The sequence below is a fragment of the Allobosea sp. 10L417 genome (assembly GCF_056395485.1).
The window spans coordinates 905,307-928,995 of record NZ_JBFTJP010000002.1; the positions used below are offsets into that span (position 1 = coordinate 905,307).

At 64.9% G+C, this 23,689-nt stretch carries 17 protein-coding genes and 1 pseudogene; 4 read left to right on the forward strand and 14 right to left on the reverse strand.

Annotated features, from left to right (window positions below; all coding sequences use genetic code 11):
* Window position 1 precedes the first annotated feature (1 nt).
* The 5 genes from AC1DE3_RS10465 to AC1DE3_RS10485 all read right to left on the reverse strand — a co-directional run bounded on the left by AC1DE3_RS10465 (window position 2) and on the right by AC1DE3_RS10485 (window position 6,286).
* Window positions 2–1,384, reverse strand: coding sequence for an acyclic terpene utilization AtuA family protein (locus AC1DE3_RS10465; RefSeq protein WP_476852337.1), 1,383 nt, complete (start codon window positions 1,382–1,384; stop codon window positions 2–4).
* A gap of 8 nt (window positions 1,385–1,392) precedes the next feature.
* Complete coding sequence (locus AC1DE3_RS10470) at window positions 1,393–2,466, reverse strand: ABC transporter ATP-binding protein (protein ID WP_476852338.1); 1,074 nt, start codon at window positions 2,464–2,466, stop codon at window positions 1,393–1,395.
* On the reverse strand, window positions 2,463–4,157 hold the full coding sequence (locus AC1DE3_RS10475; protein ID WP_476852339.1) for an ABC transporter permease: 1,695 nt from the start codon (window positions 4,155–4,157) through the stop codon (window positions 2,463–2,465). Before AC1DE3_RS10475 ends, AC1DE3_RS10470 begins: the two co-directional genes overlap by 4 nt.
* 3 nt (window positions 4,158–4,160) lie before the next feature.
* Window positions 4,161–5,204: an ABC transporter substrate-binding protein gene (locus tag AC1DE3_RS10480; RefSeq protein WP_476852340.1), complete on the reverse strand. Its 1,044-nt coding sequence runs from the start codon at window positions 5,202–5,204 to the stop codon at window positions 4,161–4,163.
* Between the two features lie 110 nt (window positions 5,205–5,314).
* Window positions 5,315–6,286 carry a LysR family transcriptional regulator gene (locus AC1DE3_RS10485; RefSeq protein WP_476852341.1) on the reverse strand — a complete coding sequence of 324 codons (972 nt, stop codon included), beginning with the start codon at window positions 6,284–6,286 and terminating at the stop codon, window positions 5,315–5,317.
* Window positions 6,287–6,921: 635 nt separating this feature from the next.
* Here AC1DE3_RS10485 and AC1DE3_RS10490 point away from each other — a divergent pair.
* Complete coding sequence (locus AC1DE3_RS10490) at window positions 6,922–9,381, forward strand: arylsulfatase (protein ID WP_476852342.1); 2,460 nt, start codon at window positions 6,922–6,924, stop codon at window positions 9,379–9,381.
* A 419-nt stretch (window positions 9,382–9,800) separates the two neighbouring features.
* Here AC1DE3_RS10490 and AC1DE3_RS10495 read toward each other — a convergent pair whose 3' ends face one another.
* The 9 genes from AC1DE3_RS10495 to AC1DE3_RS10535 form a co-directional block, all read right to left on the reverse strand.
* Window positions 9,801–10,592, reverse strand: coding sequence for an MBL fold metallo-hydrolase (locus tag AC1DE3_RS10495; RefSeq protein WP_476852343.1), 792 nt, complete (start codon window positions 10,590–10,592; stop codon window positions 9,801–9,803).
* Window positions 10,589–11,461 carry an amidohydrolase family protein gene (locus AC1DE3_RS10500; RefSeq protein WP_476852344.1) on the reverse strand — a complete coding sequence of 291 codons (873 nt, stop codon included), beginning with the start codon at window positions 11,459–11,461 and terminating at the stop codon, window positions 10,589–10,591. Before AC1DE3_RS10500 ends, AC1DE3_RS10495 begins: the two co-directional genes overlap by 4 nt.
* Window positions 11,458–14,088: an aconitate hydratase AcnA gene (gene acnA / locus AC1DE3_RS10505; protein ID WP_476852345.1), complete on the reverse strand. Its 2,631-nt coding sequence runs from the start codon at window positions 14,086–14,088 to the stop codon at window positions 11,458–11,460. The genes AC1DE3_RS10500 and acnA overlap by 4 nt, the downstream gene beginning before the upstream one ends.
* Before the next feature lie 5 nt (window positions 14,089–14,093).
* Window positions 14,094–15,083, reverse strand: a complete 990-nt coding sequence (locus AC1DE3_RS10510; RefSeq protein WP_476852346.1) for a Bug family tripartite tricarboxylate transporter substrate binding protein — start codon at window positions 15,081–15,083, stop codon at window positions 14,094–14,096.
* Window positions 15,084–15,126: 43 nt separating this feature from the next.
* Window positions 15,127–15,789: an aspartate/glutamate racemase family protein gene (locus AC1DE3_RS10515; protein WP_476852347.1), complete on the reverse strand. Its 663-nt coding sequence runs from the start codon at window positions 15,787–15,789 to the stop codon at window positions 15,127–15,129.
* A gap of 10 nt (window positions 15,790–15,799) precedes the next feature.
* Window positions 15,800–16,867 carry an ABC transporter ATP-binding protein gene (locus AC1DE3_RS10520; protein WP_476852348.1) on the reverse strand — a complete coding sequence of 356 codons (1,068 nt, stop codon included), beginning with the start codon at window positions 16,865–16,867 and terminating at the stop codon, window positions 15,800–15,802.
* On the reverse strand, window positions 16,860–18,545 hold the full coding sequence (locus tag AC1DE3_RS10525) for an ABC transporter permease (protein ID WP_476852349.1): 1,686 nt from the start codon (window positions 18,543–18,545) through the stop codon (window positions 16,860–16,862). Before AC1DE3_RS10525 ends, AC1DE3_RS10520 begins: the two co-directional genes overlap by 8 nt.
* Window positions 18,546–18,571: 26 nt before the next feature.
* A complete protein-coding gene (locus AC1DE3_RS10530) occupies window positions 18,572–19,675 on the reverse strand; it encodes an ABC transporter substrate-binding protein (protein WP_476795291.1) in 1,104 nt (367 codons plus the stop codon).
* Window positions 19,676–19,823: 148 nt separating this feature from the next.
* Window positions 19,824–20,723, reverse strand: a complete 900-nt coding sequence (locus AC1DE3_RS10535; RefSeq protein ID WP_476852356.1) for a GntR family transcriptional regulator — start codon at window positions 20,721–20,723, stop codon at window positions 19,824–19,826.
* 138 nt (window positions 20,724–20,861) lie between these two features.
* Between AC1DE3_RS10535 and AC1DE3_RS10540 the strand changes: the two genes are divergently transcribed.
* The 3 genes and pseudogenes from AC1DE3_RS10540 to AC1DE3_RS10550 all read left to right on the forward strand — a co-directional run.
* Window positions 20,862–21,938 carry an isocitrate/isopropylmalate dehydrogenase family protein gene (locus tag AC1DE3_RS10540; RefSeq protein WP_476852350.1) on the forward strand — a complete coding sequence of 359 codons (1,077 nt, stop codon included), beginning with the start codon at window positions 20,862–20,864 and terminating at the stop codon, window positions 21,936–21,938.
* Window position 21,939: 1 nt separating this feature from the next.
* Window positions 21,940–22,722: a transporter substrate-binding domain-containing protein gene (locus tag AC1DE3_RS10545; RefSeq protein WP_476852351.1), complete on the forward strand. Its 783-nt coding sequence runs from the start codon at window positions 21,940–21,942 to the stop codon at window positions 22,720–22,722.
* A 43-nt stretch (window positions 22,723–22,765) separates the two neighbouring features.
* Window positions 22,766–23,152: pseudogene (locus tag AC1DE3_RS10550) on the forward strand (four-carbon acid sugar kinase family protein); the annotation flags it as partial.
* Between the last annotated feature and the right edge of the window lie 537 nt (window positions 23,153–23,689).

Sequence of the window (23,689 nt, forward strand, 5' to 3'; positions counted from 1 at the left end):
GTCAGACTCCGGCTTCGGTCATGTGGACCCGGAAAGGCTCCATCGGGTCGGCGATCGGCATGGTGTGGTTCAGCGTCCAGCGATAGGCTGGGCTTGCCGGCATCACTTCGTCGAGCAGGAAGGCGACGCCGCCGGCCGTGCCCTTCACGTCGGGCAGCCGCGCATAGAACATCTGGCGCGTGCCCATGATGCAGATCTCCTCCGCCAGCTCGCGCGTCGGCGCGACGGCCTGGACGACGACGCAGAGCTCGTGGCCGGGCTTGTCGCGCAGCGGCTCCAGCATGCCCATGACGCCGTCGCGCCCATAGACATTGTAGGAGAGCTGGTAGCCCTCGCTGCCGAAGCGCTCCTGCACCATCCGGCGCGCCCAGGCGATGACCTCGTCGACGCGCTGGACCGTATAGGGGTCGCGGATGCCGACAAGCCCGACATAGCGCTCGCCGACCTTGCCGGAGCCTTCGAGCTTGACCCGAAGATCGGTGGCGGGGACATAGCGCGGGCCGGTCACGCGCGTCGTGCGCTCGTCGAGCTGCTCATAGACGCAGTCGCGCATGTCGATATGACCGCCGACGAAATGCTCGTAATAGGGGTTGGCGCGCTCATACATGGCGTGGCCGGCGACCGAGGCGACGGTGCAGCGCTGCTCCGGCAGCATCGCGGTGACGCGGACATCGTCCATGGTGATCTCGCCGAGGATCGATTCCTTGCCGCCATAAGGCTCGGCGCAGAAGGAGGCGCATTCCATCACCTTGCCGAAATAATAGGCCAGCGCCTCGGGATAGCCCTTGCGGATGGCGGGGGCGGCGAAGATCGCGCAGTCGCTGGACCGGCCGCCGATGATGACGTCGGCGCCCATGTCCATCAGCTTGATATAGGGGTGCACGCCGGCGACGGCGACGATGCGGTCGGTCGCGTCGAGCTCGGCCGGCGTCAGGTCGACGCGGCCGGGCAGGCCCGCGATGGTGCCGCCGGCGGCCATCTTGGCACGCACCGTCTCCTTCGAGACCTCCGAATAGAAATAGCCGAGCTTGAAGCGCGGCAGGCCATGCTCGCGGGCAATGTCCTGGACGAGGTCGACGAAGCGGTCGACGCGGCTATCGGTGCCGGTGTCGCCGGCCGAGCCGATGATCACCGGCAGGCCGCGCGGCCGGGCGCCGAGCAACATCATCTCGACATCGTGGCGCTGCCAGGAGAGCGGGCTCGCGGTCCCGTCCATGCCGAGCGGGACCGGGCCGATATCGCAAGAGCCGGAATCACAGGCGACGATGTCGGGCGAGGCCTCGATGCCGTGATCGAAGGAGCCGCGACGGCTCGGCGCGAAGCCGAGATGGCCGTTCGGGCAGAGGATCCTGAGGCCCCGGTTGGGAAGGGTTGCGGTTTTCATGGCGTGTCTCACTGGCGCAGGATCAGGCAATCTTCAGGCGCCACGCGCCAGAACAGGGTTTTGCCTTCCTCAAGGCCCGGCCGCGGGCGGACATGGGCGCAGAGCCCCACTGGGCCAGATCTGAGGAAGACGTGCTGGACGTCACCGACGAAGAGCGAGCGCGTGACGACGCCGCTGCCGCCCAGTCCGGGACCGGGCTGGTCGTCGAGATGGACATCGCCTGGCCGGAACGCGATGGCGGGCGCTTCGGGCGCGGCTCCGGGCTCTACATCGCGCCCGCGCAACACGGTTCCGTCTTCGAGGCGGACCTCGTCGCTGCCGCTGGTCAGCTGGCAGGAGACGATGTTGCGCACGCCCAGGAACTCGGCGACGAAGCGGGTCCGTGGATTGCGGTAGATCTCCTGCGGCCGGCCGGCCTGCTCGATGCGCCCGCCGCGCATCACCACGACGAAGTCGGAGAGCGAGAACGCCTCCTCCTGATCATGGGTGACGTAGAGCGCGGTGAAGCCGAGCCGCTTGCGCAGATCGGCGAGTTCGTCGCGCATCTGCAGCCTGAGTTGAGCGTCGAGATTCGACAGCGGCTCGTCGAGCAGTACCAGCTGGGTGCCGAAGGCGACGGCACGCGCCAGCGCCACGCGCTGCTGTTGCCCGCCGGACAGCATGGTGGCGGGCCGGTCGGCGAAGCGGGCGAGATCGACCAGCTCCAGTGCCTTGTCGACGGCGGGCTTGAGTTCGGCAGCGGGGCGTCCGCGGACCCGGAAGGGGAAGGCGACGTTCTCGAAGACCGTCATATGCGGCCAGATGGCGTAGGACTGGAACACCATCGACAGGTTGCGCTTCTCCGGCGGTGCATCGATGCCGGCGCCGCCGTCGAAGGCCGGCTTGCCGTCTATGAGGATGCGCCCGTCTCGTGGCCGCTCCAGCCCGGCGACGGCGCGTAGCGTCGTGGTCTTGCCGCAGCCGGAGGGGCCGAGTAGCGTCACCTGCTCGCCGGCGGCGATGCCGAAGCTCACCTTGTCGACCGCGCGCACGTCGCCATAGGCGATGACGAGATCCTCGACGCTGACGAATGCAGGGCTCACGCGGCGACCGCCTTCTGACGAAGCCGCGCCACGACGGCGAGGGCGGCGAAGGTGACGAGGAGCTGCATGACGCTGAGGGCGGCGAGCGCGTTGACGTTGCCCGCCTCCCAGAGGTCGAAGACAGCGACGGAAAGCACGGTGCTCGGGGCCGTGTAGAGCAGGATCGAGGAGGAGATCTCCTGCAGCGACAGGATGAAGAGCAATGTCCAGGTCGCGACCAGCGTCGGCCGGGTCAGCGGCAGGACGATGCGCCTGAGGGTGCCGAGCAGGCTGGCACCCGAGACGCGCGCCGCATCCTCGAGCTCGGGATGGAGCTGACGGACCGCGCTCGACAGTGCACGCAGGCCGAAGGGCAGGTAATGCGTCACGTAAGCCAGCAGCAGGATGCCGATCGTGCCATAGATCGGCAGCCAGTTCAGGCCGACATAGCTCCAGAGCAGGCCGAGCGCGAGCACGATCGGAGGGATCGCCAGCGGCATCATTCCGACCTGATCGAGAAAGCGCGCCGCCGTGCCGCGCGAACGCACGATCACCCAGGCCATGGCGAGGCCGAGCGTGCAGATGATTGTCGCGGTGAGCAGGCCGAGGACGAGGCTGTTGCGCGCCGCCAGGAGCGTCTTCGGATAGGTGAACAGCACATAGGCGAAATGGCGCAGGTCGAAGCTCATCAGCTTCGGATCGACCGTGATGAAATTGACCAGCGCAGCCCAGCACAGGGTCGCGACGGGCAGGACGACGGCCGCCAGCACATAGAGCAGCACGACCCCGAGCAGCACAGGCCGCCAGCGGCCGACCTGCACGATGCGCGGGCGGAAGGCCTTGCCGGTGATGGTGACATAGGAGCGGCGCTTCAGGATCGCCGCCTGCAGGGCGACGAGCGCCGCCGTGACGATGAGCAGGAGCAGGCCCCAGCCGGCCGCCTGCGAGACGCGCGGGGGATAGCTGTTGAGCAGCCGGTAGATCTCGGTCCCCGCGACATAGAAGCCTGCCGGCATCCCCAGCACGGCGGGAACGCTGAACAGGCCGAGCGACTGGACGAAAACGAGAAGCGCACTGCCGAGCAATGCCGGCAAGGCCAGCGGCACCGTCACGCGCCGGAAGGCGGCGGCGATCGAGGCGCCATGGACGCGGGCGCTTTCCTCCAACGCGGGGTCCATGCCGCGCAGCGCGCCCGAGATCAGCAGGAACGGCAGCGGGGCATAGGCCAGCGCCGCGACGGCGACGACGCCTCCAGCCGAATGCAGATTGACGAGTGATCCGGACAGGCCGAGCCCACTCTGCGCCAGCAGGTTGATGAGCCCGCCGCGCGGCGAACCGAGCCAGGACCATGCCACGGCGGTCAGCAGCGGCGTGATGTAGAGCGGCAGCAGCACGAGCTGCTCCAGCCCGCCGCGCCAAGGCGTGTCGGTCCGTACCAGGATGACCGCGAGGATCCCGCCCAGCCCCGTGGCCAGGATCGTCGTGCCGAGGCCGACCATCAACGTGTTGCCGAGCACGCGGCTCGAGGCAAGGACATCGGCAAGCGCGGTGACGGTAAAGCCGTCCTCGTCGCCGAAGGCACCGACGACGACCGCAACGAGCGGCACCAACACCATGACGGCGACGATCGCCGAGAGAGCGACGGCAAGCAGCCGCTCTTGCCCGGCGCCGCGTCGGACACGGCCGGCCTTCTGTGACGGAGGGGCGGGCAAGGTTCAGGCCTTGAAATTGCGATCGAAGGTTTCCGGGAAGCGGCGCGAAGCGCGCTCGTAGTCCTGCAGGTCCTGTGGCAGCATCGGCTTCGTCTGGTCGAGCGGCATCTGCCCGGCGGGCGCGGCAACGCCGCGCCGCATCGAATAGACCTTGAAGATCTCGGTATTGAGCAAGGTCTGCCCCTCGGCGGAGAGGGTGAAGTCGACCAGCAGGCGCGCCGCGTTCGGGTTCGGCGCGTCCTTGAAGATCGCGACCGGGGCGGTGGCGAGCGGCATGCCCTCGCTGGGATAGACCCCGACGATGCCCGCCTTGACCGCATCGGGCTCGAAGGCGCGGAAATGATCGACCGTGGCGCCGACCAGCGCCTCGCCTCGCACCAGCATGTCGATGAGCTGGGCCGCGGTGGAAACGATGACGGGCTCCTGCTGGCCCCAGCGCCGCATGAAATCGGCACCGAGTCGCTTCTCCAGCAGATACATCTGGTTGAAACTGGTGCCCGCAGCCGAATCCTGGATGACGAGCTTGCGGCCCTTGAATTCCGGGTTCAGCAGGTCGGCCCAGGCCTTGGGCGCCTTCTCCGCCGGCAGGATATTGCGGTTATAGGCCATGATGACGCCGACGATCCGCGCGATCGCCCATTGATCGCGATCGGAGGCTTCCGGCGGATAGGCATCGAGCTCCGGCGAGCGATAGCCCAGCAATTGCCCACGCTGCGACATCGCGAGATAGGGCGCGAGATTGGCGACATGCAGTACGTCGAAGGTGAGCGCACGCGCCTTGAGTTCGGCATCGACCCGCGCCAGCACGCGCCCGGCCGGCGCCGAATAGAGCCCGGTGGTCGCATCGATGAAGGGATAGCGGGCCATGAAGGCCTGGATGAATTGCGGAAAGTTGGGCGCGGAGGCCGAATTCGCGAAATTGACCCGGCCCTCCCGCTTCGCGCCTTCGATGACGGCATTCCGCTCCTGGGCGGACAGGCGCGCCGGCAGGCCGGAAGCCGCAAGCGAAAGCATTGTCAGGATTTGACGTCGGTTCAGTCGAGCCACGGCAGTACCTCGTCGATCAGCGAACGAAGGCAGTCTGTCACAGTTCGAAGACTAGTCAATAATACTTTTCGGAAATTATAAAAAATGCATTGATTGATAGATTTTGATTTTCAAACATCGATCACCTTTTCTGGCGCGATCGATGGTTCCACTGTCTCCGTCTCGGCCTGTCCTGCCGCAGCGTAATACATGTTGAGATCGCCCTTCTGGGCGATGAAGCTGGCGGCCGCGTCGATGACGACGCGCATCGGCAGGGACGGGGGTGCGATGGCGCAGGCGAGCGAATAGGACAGGTTCGGAGCCGGCTGCGCGGTTTCGATCCGCACGAGATGGCCGGCCGCGAGATCTTGCTCGGCGGCCGATTGGGAGACCAGCGCGACGCCGAGTCCGGCCCTGGCGAGATGCAGGCGTACCGGCAGATGGGAAGCGCTGTGATTGCGGTGCGGCTCGGCGCCGTCCTGCCGGAACCAGTCCAGCATCAGGGTGTGCAACAGCGTCCCCGGCCGGTCGGAGATGATCGGCCATGCCGCCAGCTCGCGCGCAGCGAGGGGACGCATCGGCAGGTTGAGGCGCGGATGGGCGACCCAGATATTGGAGACCGCTCCGACCGAGACGCTGAACAGCCGGCTGCCATCGAGCGGGCCGGCGACGACGGCGACATCGAGTTGGCCGCGCTCCAGCCCGGCGCGCAGGGTCTCACTCGAATCGACCGCGACCTCCAGCACGAGGCCGGGATGGGAGCGTGCGATGCGATCGACCAGGCTCGGAAGCCAGGTCATCGCATGGATGCTGGTCGCCCCGAAGCGGATGCGGCCCGAAATCGCGTCGCGCGTGCCGATGCGCTGCTGGACCTCGGAGGCGAGCGCAACGAACTGGGCCGCATAGGGCAGAAGCTCCTGCCCCTTCGGGGTCAGGACGACGCCGCGCCCGACCCGCTCGAACAGGGGCAGCCCTAGCCCTTCTTCCGCCTCCCTGACGCGCGCCGAGATCGCAGCCTGAGACACGCCGAGTTGGCGCGCGGCAGCGTGGAAGCTGCCCAGGCGGCCGATCCAGTAGAACGCTTCATAATGCTTCAGATTCATCACAGGCTCGCCGATCGACACTGCCAGAGCGGATACCCGCATATCCAGTGCAAGAGGATGGGGCCCGAGGCAATCTCGCGCTGATCCTCGGCGCACGGTTGCCTTCTCGTGAGTGCAACTGCTCCGGATTGGAGCCGACCTCCGGCATTGAAGCGCCAGTTGCAGACATTGGCGCCTTGCACGGAAGCAGACATTTGCAATGGGTTCGCCTGACTTCCGTTCCCGGCCCCGGTGCGACATTCGCGGCGTACCGTCCAAAGGTCGGACGAGTGGCCCCTCTCAGACCATGGCCAGGTCCGCTTTGCTGCAAGCTCGGCAGCGTCAGGTTCCGAGCGAACGCCTGATCAACGCTCTCGACCGATTGTGTTGAAGAAGTCGGCGTTGCTGCGGGGTTGAAGTCCTGATTCACTCCTCCTTGGGTTGGAGGGCAGGTTGATTGATGGGCGGCCGGCGGCACAGGAGGCCCTGTTCTAAGCACCTGTTGCGCGCGATCGACCGCTTCGTCGACCTGGCGACGTCCGCTCCCGGCAGGCACGCGGGTCGACTTACTCGCGACATAAAGGTGACCAAAAGTAAAAGTGCTGGGGTGGCGGTCGCGACTGCACGCAAATTGCGTGAGGTGGGGAGAGACCGTGATGAAGACCAAAGCGCTGGCACTCTACGCAACGACCTTTCTTGTCATGGCCTGCGCCCCGGCGGGCGCCCAGCAGATCACCGGTACGCTGGGCTCGCCTGGCGCCACCACGACGATCGATGGAAAATATCTTCCACCGCCGCCGCCTGCCTTTGGGGGCACCATCAACCTTGAGGCGTCGAAGTCCAAGCCTTATTGGCCGGCGCAGGTGGTGCCGCCCAAAGGCGCCCCCAACATCCTCCTGATCATGACCGACGATCAGGGCTACGGTGTCTCCGGCACATTCGGCGGCGTCATCCCAACGCCGGCGATGGACCGCATCGCGCAGATGGGGCTGCGATATACGCAGTTCCACTCGACTGCGCTGTGCTCGCCGACGCGGGCGGCTCTGATCACCGGACGCAACCACCACTCGGTGGGCTTCGGCATCATCTCGGAGCAATCGACCGGCTATCCCGGATATGATTCCGTGATCGGCGTGGAAAACGCCACCATCGGCACCATCCTCAAGCAGAACGGCTACGCGACATCGTGGTTCGGCAAGAACCACAACACACCCAGCTATCAATACAGCGCGGCCGGGCCGTTCGATCAGTGGCCGATCGGCATGGGCTTCGACTATTTCTACGGCTTCATGGGCGGCGAGACCGACCAATGGACCCCGAATCTGTATCAGAACATGACCCCGATTTTCCCGTGGGTCGGCAAGCCAGGGTACAATCTCACGACCGATCTGGCGGATGAGGCCATCGACCATATGCGGCGCCTCAATGCCGCCGCACCCGACAAGCCGTTCTTCCTCTACTACGTGCCCGGCGGCACCCATTCGCCTCACCAGCCGACGAAGGAATGGATCGACAAGTTCAAGGGCAAATTCGACATGGGCTGGAACGCGCTGCGCGACCAGATTTTCGCCAACCAGAAGCGGCTTGGCGTCATCCCCGCCAACACGCAGCTCACGGCCTGGCCGGACGAGTTGCAGAAATGGGAGATGTTGACGGCCGACGAGAAGAAGCTGTTTGCAAGGCAGGCTGAAGTGTTCGCCGGCTATGTCGCCTATACTGACCACGAAATCGGGCGCGTCATCCAGGAAGTCCAGGATGAAGGCAAGCTCGACAACACCCTCATCATCTATATCAGCGGTGACAACGGAACGAGTCCGGAAGGCACCACACGCGGCACTCCGAACCAATATACCGCTTACAACGGCATATTGGATCTTCCGATCGCCGATCAGTTGAAGGCGTATGACGCCTGGGGCTCGGCAGCGACCTATCCTCACATGGCGGTGGCTTGGGCATGGGCCTTCGACACGCCATTCAAGTGGACGAAGGAGGTCGCGTCGCATTTCGGCGGCACCCGCCAGGGCATGGCGATCTGCTGGCCGAACCGTATCAAGGATGCAGGCGGCATCCGCAGTCAGTTCCACCATATGATCGACATCGTGCCGACCATCCTTGAGGCAACCGGCATCCCCGCGCCAGTGATGGTCAACGGCATCGCGCAAAAGCCGATTGAAGGCGTCAGCATGAGCTACACCTTCGACAAATCGAGCGCCAACGTGCCGTCCGCGCGAACGACGCAGTATTTCGAGATGTTCGCCAACCGCGCGATCTATCACGACGGCTGGATCGCGGCCACAACGCCGCCGGCGGCGCCCTGGCTCCTGGGCACCGCCAAGCTGCCCGAAGACGTCGTCAACGGCTATAACTGGGAGCTTTACAACATTGTCGACGACTATTCGGAAAGCAACGACCTCGCCAGCAGGATGCCTGACAAGCTGCGCGAGATGAAGGATCTATTCCTTGTCGAAGCGACGAAGTACAATGTCTTCCCTCTCGACAACTCCGTCTTGTCACGCATCATCGCTGCGCGACCGAGCGCCACGGCCGGCAAGACCACCTTCACCTATTCTGGTGTACTGCCGGGCATTCCCGAGAGCAACGCGCCGAGCATCCTGAACAAGTCCTACAGCATAACAGCCGCGGTGGAAATTCCGCAGGGCGGCGCCGAAGGTATGCTCGTTACCTTGGGCGGGCGCTTCGGCGGCTATGGCCTCTACGTGCTCAAGGGCAAGCCGGTGTTCCTCTACAACATGCTGGATCTGGAGCGGTTCCGCTGGGAAGGCCAGCAGGCGCTCGCGCCGGGCAAGCATACCATCGTGTTCGATTTCAAATACGATGGACCCGGCTTCGGTAAGGGGGGCACCGGCGTGCTCAAGGTCGACGACAGGGAGGTCGCCAACCAAAAGATCGCGCACACCATCCCATTCCTCATGACGATCGATGAAACCTTCGACGTGGGCGTCGACACCCGTACACCCGTTGAGGACAAAGACTACCAGGTGCCGTTCCGCTTCTCCGGGAAGCTCGACAAACTCACCTTCCAGCTCGGACTGGAGCAACTGACGAGCGCGGACAATCAGGTCATTCAGCACGCGCTGACCAAAGCCAAGGACTAGACTAGCAGCCGATCTCGAAGCGGCGGGCTCCTCGTCGAGGGATGCTCGCCGCTGCGAAACACATGCCCATAGGCTGATAGGGGAGTTCGACTATCCGCCCATCTCGGACGCTTTCGGTTTATGGGGGCACGACCTAGATTGCCGGAAAGAGGACGTTTCCAGAGTCGCCTAAGGGCCAGCTGCGGAAACTCCGGGCTCTAGCCGGGTTTGATCCGCCCGGTCTTGTCCTGCCAACTGATCTGAGCCCTTAAAACTGGATCGCTTTGAGGTAGAGTTTTCCGCGTCGTTTCCCATGGGCTGGGAGGAGCGGAAGGCCTCGTGCGCTCGTCCTCGAACCGGAGATAGAGGTCGGCATTCCAGTCTGCGCGCGCGGTCATCGTGTCGGTCCGTCGTTCTGTGGCAGGTGTTTGGTTGTAGGTTCAGCCAGTTCGTGTGGCCGCCAGATCCAGCTCGGTCAGCGTGGTCATATCGTCGCCGAACCAGGCCCGGATCGATGCCTTGCGCTTGCCGAGGTAGTGTGGCTTGCCGTCGACGAGGACCATCGGCAGGTCATGGCCAGGGACGACGACTGTGGCGGGACGGGCCTGCCAGCGTTCCCATATCATCTCGATCGAGGCGCGGCTGATTGCGGCGTTGTAGGTCATATCGGTGTCCCGTGAGACCAACTCCGCGCGGTTCTTCGCAGCATCGCCGGTGAAGATGATGTCCCGTGTCGGCGTCCGCCAGTGGAAGACCAAGCAGCCGGGCGTATGCCCCGGCGCAAGATGCGCGGTCATTCCCGGGAACACTTCGGCCCCATCGGCTACCTTCTCGCAGGTCGGCCAGTCGGACAGGGCGCGTACATAGAGCTCGGGAACCGGAGTTTCGCCCCAGGGCTCGTGGAGCGCCCAGTCCAGCTCGACGGCGCCGACCACGATCCGTGCGTCCCGGAACAGCGTCCAGTTCACCGAATGGTCGTAGTGCGAGTGCGTCAGCAGCAGGTCGGTGACCTGGCCGGGTTTCAGCCCACGCTGGCCGAGCTGTTCGAGGATCAGCTTGCGCATCCCGAAATTGCCGGCGTCGACCAGCGCGATCCGGTCGCCATGCCTGAGCATAGCCACGGTGCTCCAGCCCAGGCCGCCATGGCAGGCGGATTTGCCGGGGAAGCCGCAGATGACGAGGTCGAGATCGGCGCTGGCGAGTTCCGGCGGCGTGTCGAATGGCTTGGTCATTGCTGGAATCCATAAAGTCGTGCGGGATTGTCGACGAGGATGCGCTGGAGCGTAGCGCGATCGCCGATTGCGTCCGACAGGGCCGCCAGCGAGGCCTCGTCATCGACCTCGGAGAACGGCTCGACTTTATCGATCGACCGGTTGCCGCGGCCGCCGCCGGTATGCGGCCAGTCCGAGCCCCAGACCAGTCGGTCGGGGCGGGTATCGACGAGCGCCCGGATAAAGGGGGCGATCCGATCCTGCGGTCGCGGCCCGCACAGGCGTCCGATCGAGGATAGCTTGACCCAGACCTTGCCAGTGCCGAGCAGACGCAACAGGGCCGGGAAGCCGGGTTGCTCAATAGGGCCGTCGATATCCGGGCGTCCGAAATGGTCGACGACGAGGGGCGCGGGCAGGGTACCCATGCGTGACTTGAGCGCGTCGATCACCGAAAGGCGGGTCAGGATCTGTGTGTGCCAGCCCATGCGTGCGCAGCGTTCGGATTCGGTGGCGAGCGCTGCCCAGATTGCGTCTGGATCGACGACACCCCCGGTGTCGACATTGAGCCGTAGGCCGGAGACGCCCTTCGCCTTCATTGCGGCCAGATCCCGTTCCGGGACGCCGGGGGACAAAACTGCCACGGCGCGGGCACGCTCGCCCAGGCGGTTGAGGGCGGCCAGCATGCGGGCGTTGTCGAAGCCGTAGGGGCTGGGCTGAACCAGCACCACCCGATCGATGCCCAGGCGGCGATGCAGAGCCAGCAGCATCTGCTCGTCCGCCGTACCGGGGGTGTAGACCCGATCCCGAGCTAAGGGATAGCGCTCCGGCGGGCCGAAGATGTGGACGTGGCAGTCACAGGCCCCCTCGGGCAGTGCCATCGCCATGCTCATGCCGGTCCCTTCGCCAGCTCTGCCTCGTCCAGCAGTCCCGACAGAACGTGCGGGATCAACCCGCCGGACTTGAGGAGAGTGACCTCGAGGGAGGTCTCGATCCCGGCTCGCAAGACGAAGCGCTCCCTGCGGCTGTCTGCCCTCACGATGACGAATGGCACGTCGCAGCGTGGGGTCAACCCGTCCGGGGACAGGTCGATCTCGAAAACGTCCGTCGACGCAATTTCGAGCGAGCTTGGAGAGACACCCTCCGGCAACAGGAGTGGCAGCACGCCCATGCCGATCAGGTTCGTGCGGTGGATGCGCTCGATGCTCGCCGCGATGACCGCGCGCACGCCAAGCAGGGCGACGGCCTTGGCGGCCCAGTCGCGTGACGAACCCATGCCGTAGCGCTCCCCGGCGAACAGCAACAGCGGCGTGCCCTCGCGGTGATAACGCTCGGCGGCCTCGGTCAACGTCACCACTTCACCCGAGGGTTCGTGTCGCGTCATCCCGGCGGGCGCTTCCGGGACGAGCCGGTTGATCGCCAGACGGTTCGTGAAGGCGCCGCGCACCATCACCTCGAAGTTGCCGCGCCGCGACGCGTAGACGTTGAGATCGGCGGGATCGCCACCGCGCTCGACGATGTGGCGCCCGGCAGCGCTGTCTGCTCGGATCTGGTTGGCGGGCGAGATGTGGTCGGTCGTGACATCGTCGCCCAGCACAAGCAGGGCGCGGGCAGGTCCTTGGGACATCGGCAATCCGGTCGGCCGCACGAAGGGCGGCCTACGCAGATAGGTGGAGGACTGATCCCAAGGGAAGCGTGGCCCCGTGGGCGCGTCGAGTTCGACCCAGAGCGGACGTTTCGCGGCCTCGCGGTAGGCGGCGTCGAAATCTCCGACGTCCCAACCGCTTGCGACGGCAGCGTCGATCTCCGCACCTGTCGGCCAGAGATCGTGCAGCATCACTGGCTGGCCATCAGACGCGACGCCGATCGGCTCGCGGGCAATGTCGATATCCACCGACCCGGCCAGCGCGAAGGCGATCACGAGCGGGGGCGAGGCAAGGAAGCCGTATTCGAGGTCTGGGTGGACACGGCCCGGGAAGTTGCGGTTGCCAGACAGAACGGCGACCGGGCGGAATCCGGGGCGCCCGAGTTCGGCCCGCACCACATCCGGCAGGGCACCGGAGTTCCCGATACAGGTGGTACAACCATAGCCGACGATGCCGAAGCCGAGTTCCTCGAGGTTAGGCATCAGCCCTGCACGGCGCAGGAAACGCTCGGCCGTCGGCGATCCCGGTGCGAGCGAGGTCTTCACGTAGGCTTTGGGGCGAAGCCCCAGAGCCCGCGCCTTGCCAGCGAGAACGCCTGCCGCAGCCAGCATGCTGGCGTCCGAGGTGTTGGTACAGCTCGTGATAGCGGCGATCACGACCGCGCCGTCTGGGACCGGATCGTCGCCGGCGGCCAAGGGCGGGTCGAAGCAGCCCCTGGTATCGCCTGCGGCGTGTCGGTCCTGTGGGCGTCGTGGCCCAGCTACGCTCGCCTCGATGGCGTCGAGATCAATTTCGAGATCGCGGGTAAAGCGCAACTTGGCGCCTGGATCAAACCAGAGCCCGGCTGCCTTCGCATAGGTTTCAACCAGCCGGTAATCGGCGGCCGAGCGGCCGATCTTGGCGAGATACGCCAGCGAGGCCGCGTCGATCGGAAAATATCCTGTCGATGCACCGTATTCCGGCGCCATGTTGGCGATGGCAGCGCGTTCGCCGACCGATAACGTCGCGACGCCGGGACCGTGGAACTCGACGAAGTCCCCGGTGACGCCGATCTCGCGGAGGGCACGGGTGACCTCGAGCGCCAGGTCGGTGGCCATCACGCCGCTGCGCAGCCGTCCGGTCAGGCACACCCCGATCACGTCCGGGATACGCAGCACTACGGGCACGCCGAACAGTGCGCCCTCGGCCTCGAGGCCGCCGACGCCCCAGCCGAGTACCCCGAGGCCGTTGACGGTCGGGGTATGGCTGTCAGTTCCGATCAGCGCGTCGGGATAGGCGTAGTGCCGGCCGCCCCGTGTCTCCTGGACGACCACGCGCGACAGGCGCTCCAGGTTGATCGTGTGCATGATGCCGGAACCTGGCGGATGGACGCGGATTCCGGGCATTGCCGCGGACGCCCATTTCATCAGCCGATAGCGTTCGGCGTTTCGCGCGAACTCTTTCTCGAGGTTGCGCTGGAAAGCGTCGGCGCGACCGAAGAAGTCGACGCCCGAGGAGTGATCGGTCGAGACGTCGACCGGAATCCGAGGCATCAGAAGGTCGGGGTCACGGCCGTGTTCGCTCAGCACGTCGCGCATCGCGGCGATGTCGACCAGGGCCGGGCCGCAGGTCGTATCATGCATCATGATGCGGTTCGGGAGAAACGGAATCTCCTCGAGGCTTGTGCCTTCGGCCAGCCACTCCCGGAATACCTCCGGCAGATGGCGCGTTTCCGCCGCCGGAGCCGTCCGCATGGCGTTTTCGAACAGGATGCGCAGTACATGCGGCAGCCGGCCGTAGTCCGGCCCGAGTAAAGATGCGCAATCGAGGTGGAGGATCGTCTCCCCTCCGACCTCGAACGGTGTCCAATGTTGAGTTCCGACTGCGTCGTCCACGTCGCCTAATCGGGCTTGAAGCCCGCCTTGTTGAGGATCTCGGCCCAGCGGTCGATTTCCGAGTTTACGAGCTTCTGCATCGTTGACCCGCCGCGTTCGTCCGCATTCGGTACGCGCGCGCCAATGGTGGACAATCGCTTCGCGACCTCGGGGTCGTTGAGCGCGGTTGCGATGGCCTTCTCAAGGATATCCACGATCGGCTTGGGCGTATTCTTCGGTGCGAAGAGCCCGGTCCAAGTCTCCGACACGAATTCGGGCAGGCCCGCTTCCGCAGCCGTTGGAACCTCAGGCAGTGTCTGTGAGCGATCCCTCGCGGCCACCACGAAAGCTTTTACCAGCCCCGACTGGACCTGCCCGGCAACCGAAGCGACCAGATCACAGGACCCGTCGATCTTGCCTGCAATGATGTCGTTGATCGTCAGGCCGAAACCACGATATGGCACATAGGTCGGAGGTGCCTGGATCAGGCCGAAAAACTGAAGGCACGTCATGTGAGAGGCTGCTCCGTTTCCGGAATGGCCAAAGGTCAACTGATCTTTCTTCTGCCTGGCGACAGCGATGAATTCTTTCAGATCGCTCGCAGGGAAGTCCTTGCGAACAAAGATGATGTTCGGGGTCGCCGCAACGATGCCGAGATACGCGAAATCCGACCGCGGGTTATGTGGCAATCTTGGCATCACGGTTACCGCCGCGGCGAGTGTGCCCGTGTGCCCCAACCCAATGGTATATCCGTCAGGCTGAGCATTCTTGACGCGAGCCGTGCCCGTTGCTCCGCCCGCGCCGCCTGCATTCTCGATGATGACGGCCTTGCCGAGCGCCTTGCCCATGCCCTCGGCGAGAATCCGACCAGTTGCATCGGCGGCGCCGCCGGCCGCGAAGGGGACGATCATCGTGATCGGCCGCTCCGGGAACGCCTGCGCACAGATAGGCGCGAATCCTGCGCATAAGAGGATACCCGCAAGGATTGTTCTGGCTCCGGCCGCCGTCATTGTCATTTAGGCCTCCCTGGGTACGGCTCGGCTTCGCGAGCTTCGTTCTTCAGTTCTCCAGCAGGCGCCGGAGTTTCCGGACAGCGGCATCGGGCGATGACAGGACGGGACGGGAGGTCGCTGCCTCGCACGCCGCGAGTGCCCTCGACGTCGAGAAGTGCGCGAGCAGAAGGGCGTCGCATTGCCCGAGCTCGGCCGCGCCCTCCGCGACACGGCGGTTGTGCGTTTCCGCGTCACCGCCGCGCAGGGCCTCGATCGCCCCGGCGGCAAGGTGCGTCCTGATCCGGGCGGTCGGTCTGATCCGCTTCGCTTCCTCGAAGAATTCCTCCTCCATCCCGGCGATCGCGGGTCCGAAGGTCGCGACCATGCCGATGTCGTCACCGAAGCCGAGTGCTTCCTCGAACATCGCCTCGTTCGGCTTGAGCACCGGGATCGGCAGGGCTCGGGCCGCCGCCTCGATCGCCGTGCCGAAGGCCGAGCACGTGAAGAGGATCGCCCGTGCGCCAGTCGAGGCGCCGTAGGCGGCGAGCGCTCCGATGCGGTTGGAGAGTTCCTCCGTCAATGCCCCCGCTGCGGCGCGATCGATAGCCAGCCCGTCGTCGAGAACGCCGAGCGGCTCCGCTTCCGGCCAGAGGTCTCGGAACGACTGCGCGATCGGATCGAGGGCCACCGTGGTGGCATGGATCAGGGCGATACGGGTGCGCTTGATCATCGAGCGAACTTCACGGGTTGAACAGCCAGGTTGCCGAGGCCGGGATCCGGCAGTGGGCGACTGGGCCGGGGAGTTCGTCATGGCCCTGGGCGCGCAGGCGCAGGTCCCCGCGCTTCAGGCGGTACTCCCATTTCTCGCCGAGATAGATGCAGCCCTCGACATCGAACGGAGCACTGTCCTGAACGGCATCCGCCGTGACCGAGATCGCCTCCATCCTGATGACGGCTTTGACCGAGGCAGGATCGGCCGGGGGCTCCCTGTCCTTCCAGATGCCAGCGAGAGACAGCCCGGCACAGTCGATCGCATCAGACTTGCCGGCGTCACGGATGAGCTTGCCTGCGAGGACGTTGTTCGCGCCCATGAAATCGGCGGCGTAGAACGTCTCCGGCTTGCCATAGATTTCGCGCGGGCTGCCGGACTGCACGATGCTTCCACCCTTCAGGAGAAGCACCTGGTCGGCGATGGCGAGAGCCTCGGCCTGATCATGCGTCACCATGATCGCGCAGATTTCGAGTTCCAGGATCAGCTTGCGGATCCAGAACCGCGCTTCCTCGCGCAGCTTTGCATCGAGATTGGAGAGCGGCTCGTCGAGTAGCAGGACCTTGGGTTCGTAGACGAGGGCCCGGCAGATCGCGACACGCTGCTGCTGGCCGCCGGAGAGCTGGTCTGGATAGCGCGCGGCAAGATGGGCAAGGCCTAGCTTGTCGAGGATGGCCTCAACCTTCGCCTTGATCTCACTCTGGGGCAGCTTCCGGAGCTTCAGTCCGTAGGCGACGTTGTCGAATACGGACCGGTGCGGCCAGAGTGCGTAGGACTGAAACACCAACCCGATCTTGCGCTGTTCTGGGGGCAGGGCGATGCCCGCCTTGTCATCCAGCACCGGCGTGCCGCCGATGGAGATCCGGCCGATCTCCGGCTGCTCCAGCCCAGCGATACAGCGCAGTAGCGTGGTCTTCCCGCTGCCCGAGGCGCCGAGCAGCGCGACGATGCGGCCCTTCTGTGCGGTGAAGCTGGCGCCGGAGAGGATTTGAAGGCCACCCAGCCACTTCTGGACGTTGTCGACGACGAGGTCAGTCATGGATCTTTGCTCCGAGGCGCAGGGCGAGCGTGAGCCCGACTGCGGTCAGCACGATCGAGATGAAGGAGAGCGCGGCGATCTGGTCCATCGCGCCCGATGTCAGAAGGGAGACCATCAGCGAGCCAATGACCTCGGTCCCGGAGCTCATCAGATAGACGCCGGTTGCATACTCCCGGAGGAAGACGATCATGATCATCGCCCAAGCACCGGCGAGACCGGGCCTGACCAGCGGGATCACGACGTCGCGCCAGGTCCTGAAGGTGGTGGCGCCGGCGGTACGCGCCGACTCTTCGAGCTCAGGAGCGACCTGCAAGAGGGTCGCCTGGATGATACGCAGCCCGTAGGACAGGCCGACGATGATGTAGGCGATGAGCAGGCTGAACAGCGTCGTGCGCAGCGGCACGAGGAACGGCACGAACAGGAACAGCCAGAAGAAGGCGAGGCCGACGATCAGCCCTGGCAAGGCGCGCGGGATCAGTACGGAGTAATCCAGCAGCGTGCCGGTCTTGCCGTGGTTGCGGTGACCGGCAAGGCCGACCATCAGATAGAAGCCGACGGCAACGGCTCCGCCGACCGCTGCGAGCAGGATCGTGTTGATGATGCCGCGCGAGAGGCTGGGCAGCTCGAAGATGCGCCTGAAGTTGTCGAGCGTCAGTTGCTCGGTGATGCGGATGCCTTCACCCCAATTCTCGACGAATGCACGCAGGATCACGCCGCCGACGGGGAGGAAGACCGAGACGATAAGCCCGATGCCGATGATCGAGAGCGCGATGATCTGTCCGGCCCGACCGAGTTTCAGCAGGTTGGTGCGCGCACCCTTGCCACCGACGGCCGCGAAACGACGGGCATGGCGCAGCAGCCTGCGCTGGATGAAGACGAGGGGCAGCGTGATCAGGATCAGGAAGACGGTGACCGCAGCCATCACCTGGTAGGTCGGCGCGCCGAAGATGGTGTTGACCTTGTAGATATAGGTCGTGAGCACCAGGATGCCGTTGGGATCGCCGAGGACGAGCGGGATACCGAAGGTCTCGAAGCCCAGCAGCAGGTTCAGCGCCGCGCTGAAGACCAGCGCCGGCAGAACCATCGGCAGGGTGACATCGAGCGAGACGCGCCAGACGCTGGCGCCTGCCGTGCGTGCGGCTTCCTCAAGATCGCTGGGGAGCCGCCGCATCGCCGAGGCGACATAGAGATAGACGGTCGGGACGTGGCTGAGGCCACCGATCAGGATGATGCCCGGCAGCGTGTAGATGCTCCACGGCGCCGATCCGAAGATGCTCTTGAACGCGATCGTGACGAAGCCGGACGGTCCGATCGCGACCGTGTAGCCGAAGGCGAGCACGATCGAGGACAGGAACATCGGCACGAGCACGAGAGGCTCGAGCCAGCCGCGCCCCTTCAGATCCGTCCGCGTGATCAGGAAGGCCAGGATTCCGCCCAGCGGCACGGCGACGAGCACCATGCCGAAGGCGTAGAGCGTGGTCGTCCAGAGCGCCCGGTAGAACTCGGGATCGGTGAGGATGAACTCGTAGGCTTCGAGACTCGGCCGGGCGGCTTCGTCGAAGAACGGCGCATTCAGGAAGCTCTGGTAGATGATCAGGACGGCCGGAGCCGCGACCATCGCGAACAGGGCCAGGATGACGGTGGCCCTATAGCGCGGCGCTTGTGCAGCGAGTGACATGATGACGGCTCCGGGAACTGCGCGGCTCAGCCGCGCAGCGCCTCCTTCCAGCGGCGGAAGAATTCAGCGCGGTTCTTCGGCTCCGTGGCTTCCAGCAAGGCGGTCGTGATCGGGATCGGCTTCAGATTGCCGTTCGCCATCTCGTTGAGCTTGGCGAGGTTGAGGCCGCTGGTGACGTCGGTGCGGATCGACGGCGCCCCGTTGGCCGCCAGCGCGGACTGCCCGGCGGGCGAGAGAAGGAAGTCAAGGAAGACGCGGGCCGCGTTGGGATGGGGAGCGCCCTTCGAGATATTCGCCACGCGCGAGAAGGCCGCCGTATAGTCCGAGGTCAGGATGTAGCCGAGTGCCGGGTTCTTTGCCGCCCATTCGATGGCGTAGGAGGCGATGATGTTGAAGGCGAAGACGTGCTCTCCGGAGACGATCTTCTCCCGCATCGCACCCGAGCTGCCGTAGATCTTGCCGTCGGCGGCGCCGAAGGCCCGGACGAGATCGAACGTGTCGGACCGCGTCTTCGCGTCGTTGTTGAAGAACAGGAACCCGGTCCCGCTCTTCTCGGGATCGAAGGTCGCGAGCTTGCCCTTCAGCGCGTCCTTGTTGTCCTTCATGAAGGCGAGCAACTCGACGCGCGTCTTCGGCAATTTCAGCGATGCCGTCTGCGCCTTGTTGTATAGGATCCCGACCGGCTCGGCCGTCGTGCCGTAGAGCGTGTCGTTGAAATTCGCCCAGTCCGGCAGCTTCCCGGTCTCCGGAGACTTGTAGGCTTCAGCCAGACCACGCTGCACGAGCACCATTTGGAGATCCATCGCGGACGTCCAGACGACGTCGGAGCCGACCTGCTTGGCGGCGGCTTCGGAGATCACGCGGTTGTAGGCGCCGTTGGTGCCGATGTCGTTGTAGTCGACGCGGATGCCGGGGAAGGCGGCCTTGAAGGCCTCGACCAGCGGGCGCCCCTGCACATCGTCGGTCGATGTGTAGATCGACACCGCGCCCTCGGCTTTCGCCTTCTCGACGACGTTCTTGTAATCGGCCGGATAGCCGGTGGGGATCGTTTGAGCCCCGGCGGAGTACCCGAAGCTCAGTGCGCTCACACCAGCCGCGGAGCCGAGAACGAATTGGCGGCGATTGATCATGCTGAAGCCTCCCGCATGGTTGTTGTTGTCGGGGCAACTTAGCAGCAAGATTGGTTTTAGCAATATCTAAAACCAACTGACTTCGTGCGTAGTTCGTCTGGCCTCGGAAACCGGGTTGTATGGGGGCGGGAGGGAGGTGGGGTTGGCTCTAACTCGGCTCGTGCCGCGGGTGAATGACCGGCGACTTGGATGCCAGGGCGCCGCTCAGGTGTCGCCGCATCAGATGCGCGGCTTCAAGATTGTCGCCGCGGGCAAGGAGGTCGAGGATCTGAAGGTGCTCGAGGCTTTGCAGCGAAATGCGCTTAGGATCGACTTTCAGGCGATACTCCGCCAGGCGGCGCAACTGGTTTGCCCGTTCCAGGGCCTGGAAGAACATCGGATTGTTCGACATCCGGATGATCGCCTCGTGAAACTCGGCCCCTGCGGCGGTCATCGCTGCCGGGGCCATTCCTTCGAGCTTACCGGACGCAAGTCGCTCCTGGGTCTTCCGGAGAGCCGCGGCAGAGCGCTTATCGAAGCAGAAGGTCGGTTCCAATAGGGCTGCCGGTTCGATGACGGCACGAAACCGGTAGATCGCTTCAAAGGCTTCGGCTGTCTTGGCGACCTGACGCAGCTTCCAGCCGTAGCCCGGCTTGGGCTCGGCCCATCCTTCTCTCGCGGCTCTCAGCAGAAGTTCCTGGGCCTGGGCGCGCGAAAGGCCGTACCGATCCCGGATTGCCTGCTCTGTCTGGTCTGCGCTGATCCTGTCGTGCAGCCAATCCTCTGCGAAAAGGTAATAGGGCTCATCGACGGCCGGAACCAGTGGCTCGATCGCGCTCGCGCGGTTTCCGGAGGGGCTTGGGAGAACGAAGAAGCCACGATTCCGGCGGCTTTCGATCAGTCCTTTACTGGACAGAAGCGATAGCGCTTCCCGAACGGGCGAGCGCGAGACTTCGAAGCGTGCTGCCAGCGCCTCCGTCGCCAGATGTGAGCCGGGCTCGAGCTCACCCATGCCGATCTGGGCGACGATGTCGTTGGCGATACGAAGGGCGAGGGGGCTGCTTGCCATGCGCGGGGCGTGTGACCGTGGTGTTGGGCTTGTACGTCTATAGCGATCCAAATTGGCTAAAGCCATCTTGACCGATGATTGGTTTTAGACGATGCAATAGCCAATTCCAAGGCCTGGGCCCGAAACTGAGGAAATACCATGAAGATTCTTGTCTTGCCATGTGACGGCATCGGGCCGGAAATCGTGGCCGCGTCGATCGGAGTTCTGGAGGTCGCCAGCGACAAGTTCGGCCTCGACCTCGCCTTCGACTACGATGATGTCGGGTTCAAGAGCCTCGAGAAGCACGGTACCACGCTGCGCGAAAGCGTGCTGGACAAGGCCCGCGCCGATTACGACGGGGTAATCCTGGGCACCCAGTCCCATGCTGATTATCCGGCGCCGGAGAAGGGTGGCCGCAACGTCTCGGCGGGCTTCCGGATCGGACTCGACCTTTACGCCAACGTCCGCCCTGCGCGCACACGCCCCTTCATCGAATCCAACATGAAGCCCGGCAAGACGATGGACCTCGTTATCATGCGCGAGGCGACCGAAGGCTTCTATCCCGACCGCAACATGCATCTGGGCTGGGCCGAGCTGATGCCGTCGCCGGATATGGCGATCTCGCTCCGCAAGATCACCGCCCACTGCTCGAACCGCATCGCCCGGCGCGCCTTCGAGCTCGCTGCCAAGCGCCGCAACAAGGTCACTGCCGTCCACAAGGTCAACAGCTTCCATCAGACCGATGGCCTGTTCCTGCGTGAAGTGCGCAAGGTGGCGCTGGAATTCCCCCAGGTGCAGCTCGATGACTTGCTAATCGACGCCTCCACCGCGCATCTGGTGCGCAATCCCGAGCGGTTCGACGTCATCTGCGCGACCAACTTCTACGGCGACATCATCTCCGATCTGGCCAGCGAGCTCTCTGGGAGCCTCGGCCTGGCGGGTTCGATGATGGCGAGCGACACCCATTGCTGCGCTCAGGCCCAGCACGGGTCGGCACCGGACATCCAGAACAAGGACAAGGCGAATCCGGTCTCGATGATCCTATCCTGCGGCATGCTCTTGCAGTGGCTGGGCGAGAAGCGTGGTCTGCCCGTGTTCGAACAGGCTTTCCACGCCATCGACAAGGCGATCGACGAGGTCTTAACCGATCCGGTATCCCGCACCCCGGACCTCGGCGGCAAGACCGGCACGAAGCGCTTCGGCCAGCTCGTCGCCGAGACGCTGAAGGCCGCCTGAGATGTCCGCGGCAGTGGAGAGCCTGAAGGCCAAGCTCGGGCCTGCTCCGATGGAGGTCCGCGCGGCTCTCTCGCGGCACGGCAAGCTCCGGGCTGGGATCAACCTCTCGAACTTCCTGCTCGTTTCCAGCCGGACGCCCGACGGCGGTCCGGCCGGGGTGTCCCCGGACATGGTGGCGGCCATGGCCGCCTGCCTCGACCTGCCGCTGGAATACGTCTCCTACGAGAACCCGGGCAAGCTCGCCGATGCGGCCGAGCGCGATGAGTGGGACATCGGTCTGGTCGCAGCCGAGCCGCAACGTGCTGCCGTGATCGACTTCACCTCGGCTTATGCCGAGATTGAGGCGACCTATCTGCTGCCGCCGGGATCCACCCTCCGGGAGATCTCGGAAGTCGATCGGAAGGGCCACCGGATCGCGGCCGCGGCGCGTACCGCCTACGGCCTTTGGCTCGAGCGCAACGTCCACGAGGCCGAGATGGTCTGGGGCAATGGCTTCGAGGAGACCTACAGGTTGTTCATCGACGGCAAACTCGATGCTCTGGCCTGTCTTCGCCAAAAGCTGATCGAGGAGCAGGCCCGGCTGTCTGGATCAAAACTGCTTACGGGCCGCTTCATGTCCGTGCAGCAGGCGATCGGAACGCCGAAGGTATCCGGTATTGCTATCGACTATCTCCGCGCCTTCGTGGAGGCAGCAGTCGACATCGGCCTCGTTGCTGAGTTGATCGCGAAGCATGGCGTGATCGGTTTGACGGTCGCTACCCGGGAAGCGGGTCGAGCGGCCTGAGCCCCTCGGCCAATCCGTTCAGCAAACTACGGATGAGTGCGACATGCTTATCGGCGTCATCGCGGACGACTTCACCGGCGCGAGTGACATCGCGAACACCCTCGCCAAGGGTGGCGGGGGGGCCCCAGGCCTCGCAACAACGCAATTTCTCGGTGTACCGTCGCGGCCCGCCGATCCTGGATGCCAGGCGGGTGTGGTTGCACTGAAGAGCAGGTCGATCCCTGCCGGAGAGGCAGTGGAGCAATCCCTCGCGGCTCTCGCCTGGCTCCGGCAGCAGGGCTGTCGTCAGATCGTCTTCAAATACTGTTCGACCTTCGACACGACGGCCGAAGGCAATATCGGTCCCGTCGGTGAGGCGATTGCCGCGGAGCTCGGGGTTCGTGGCGTGGTTGCGTGCCCGGCCTTCCCGGGCGCCGGTCGTAGCGTCTACCCGCCCCGAACGCCAATTTCTCGCATCCGAGCCTATTGGGGCAAGCAGGGCATTCTCGACGGTTCCTGGAAGCCGCCGGTGATCCGCAGGCTCGGCTGAGTCGGCCAAGGACGCTCCCGTCGGTGCCATCGGACGGAAGCGGCTGCTTTCAGGCAGCTTCGTAATGTCCGATTCCGACCCCATCTGCGACCTTCGGAACGTCAGCTCAGGGTCGAGATCGCTGCGACCTTCCAGGAGCCGGTGGATGCTGGCGGGGTGGGCGCGCGGAGCATGCGACGTAGACGAGGCGGGTCGGGTTACGGCGACGTTACTGTGCGGGAGCTTCAGCGCCTGGAGAGCGGACGGCTGCGAGGCGACGCCGAGGTTCGGCGTGGTCAGGGGCGACGGGTATGCGTGGCCTCGGTCGCCTTTACCCGTTGAACGGGCGTCGGATCCGAGGCCTAATGCCGGGCTGGACGGTGAAACCTGCATACGAACAGACAGAGCTGCGACGAGCTCATCTCCTGCCAGACAGGACAAAGATTTTGCGATTCCTTG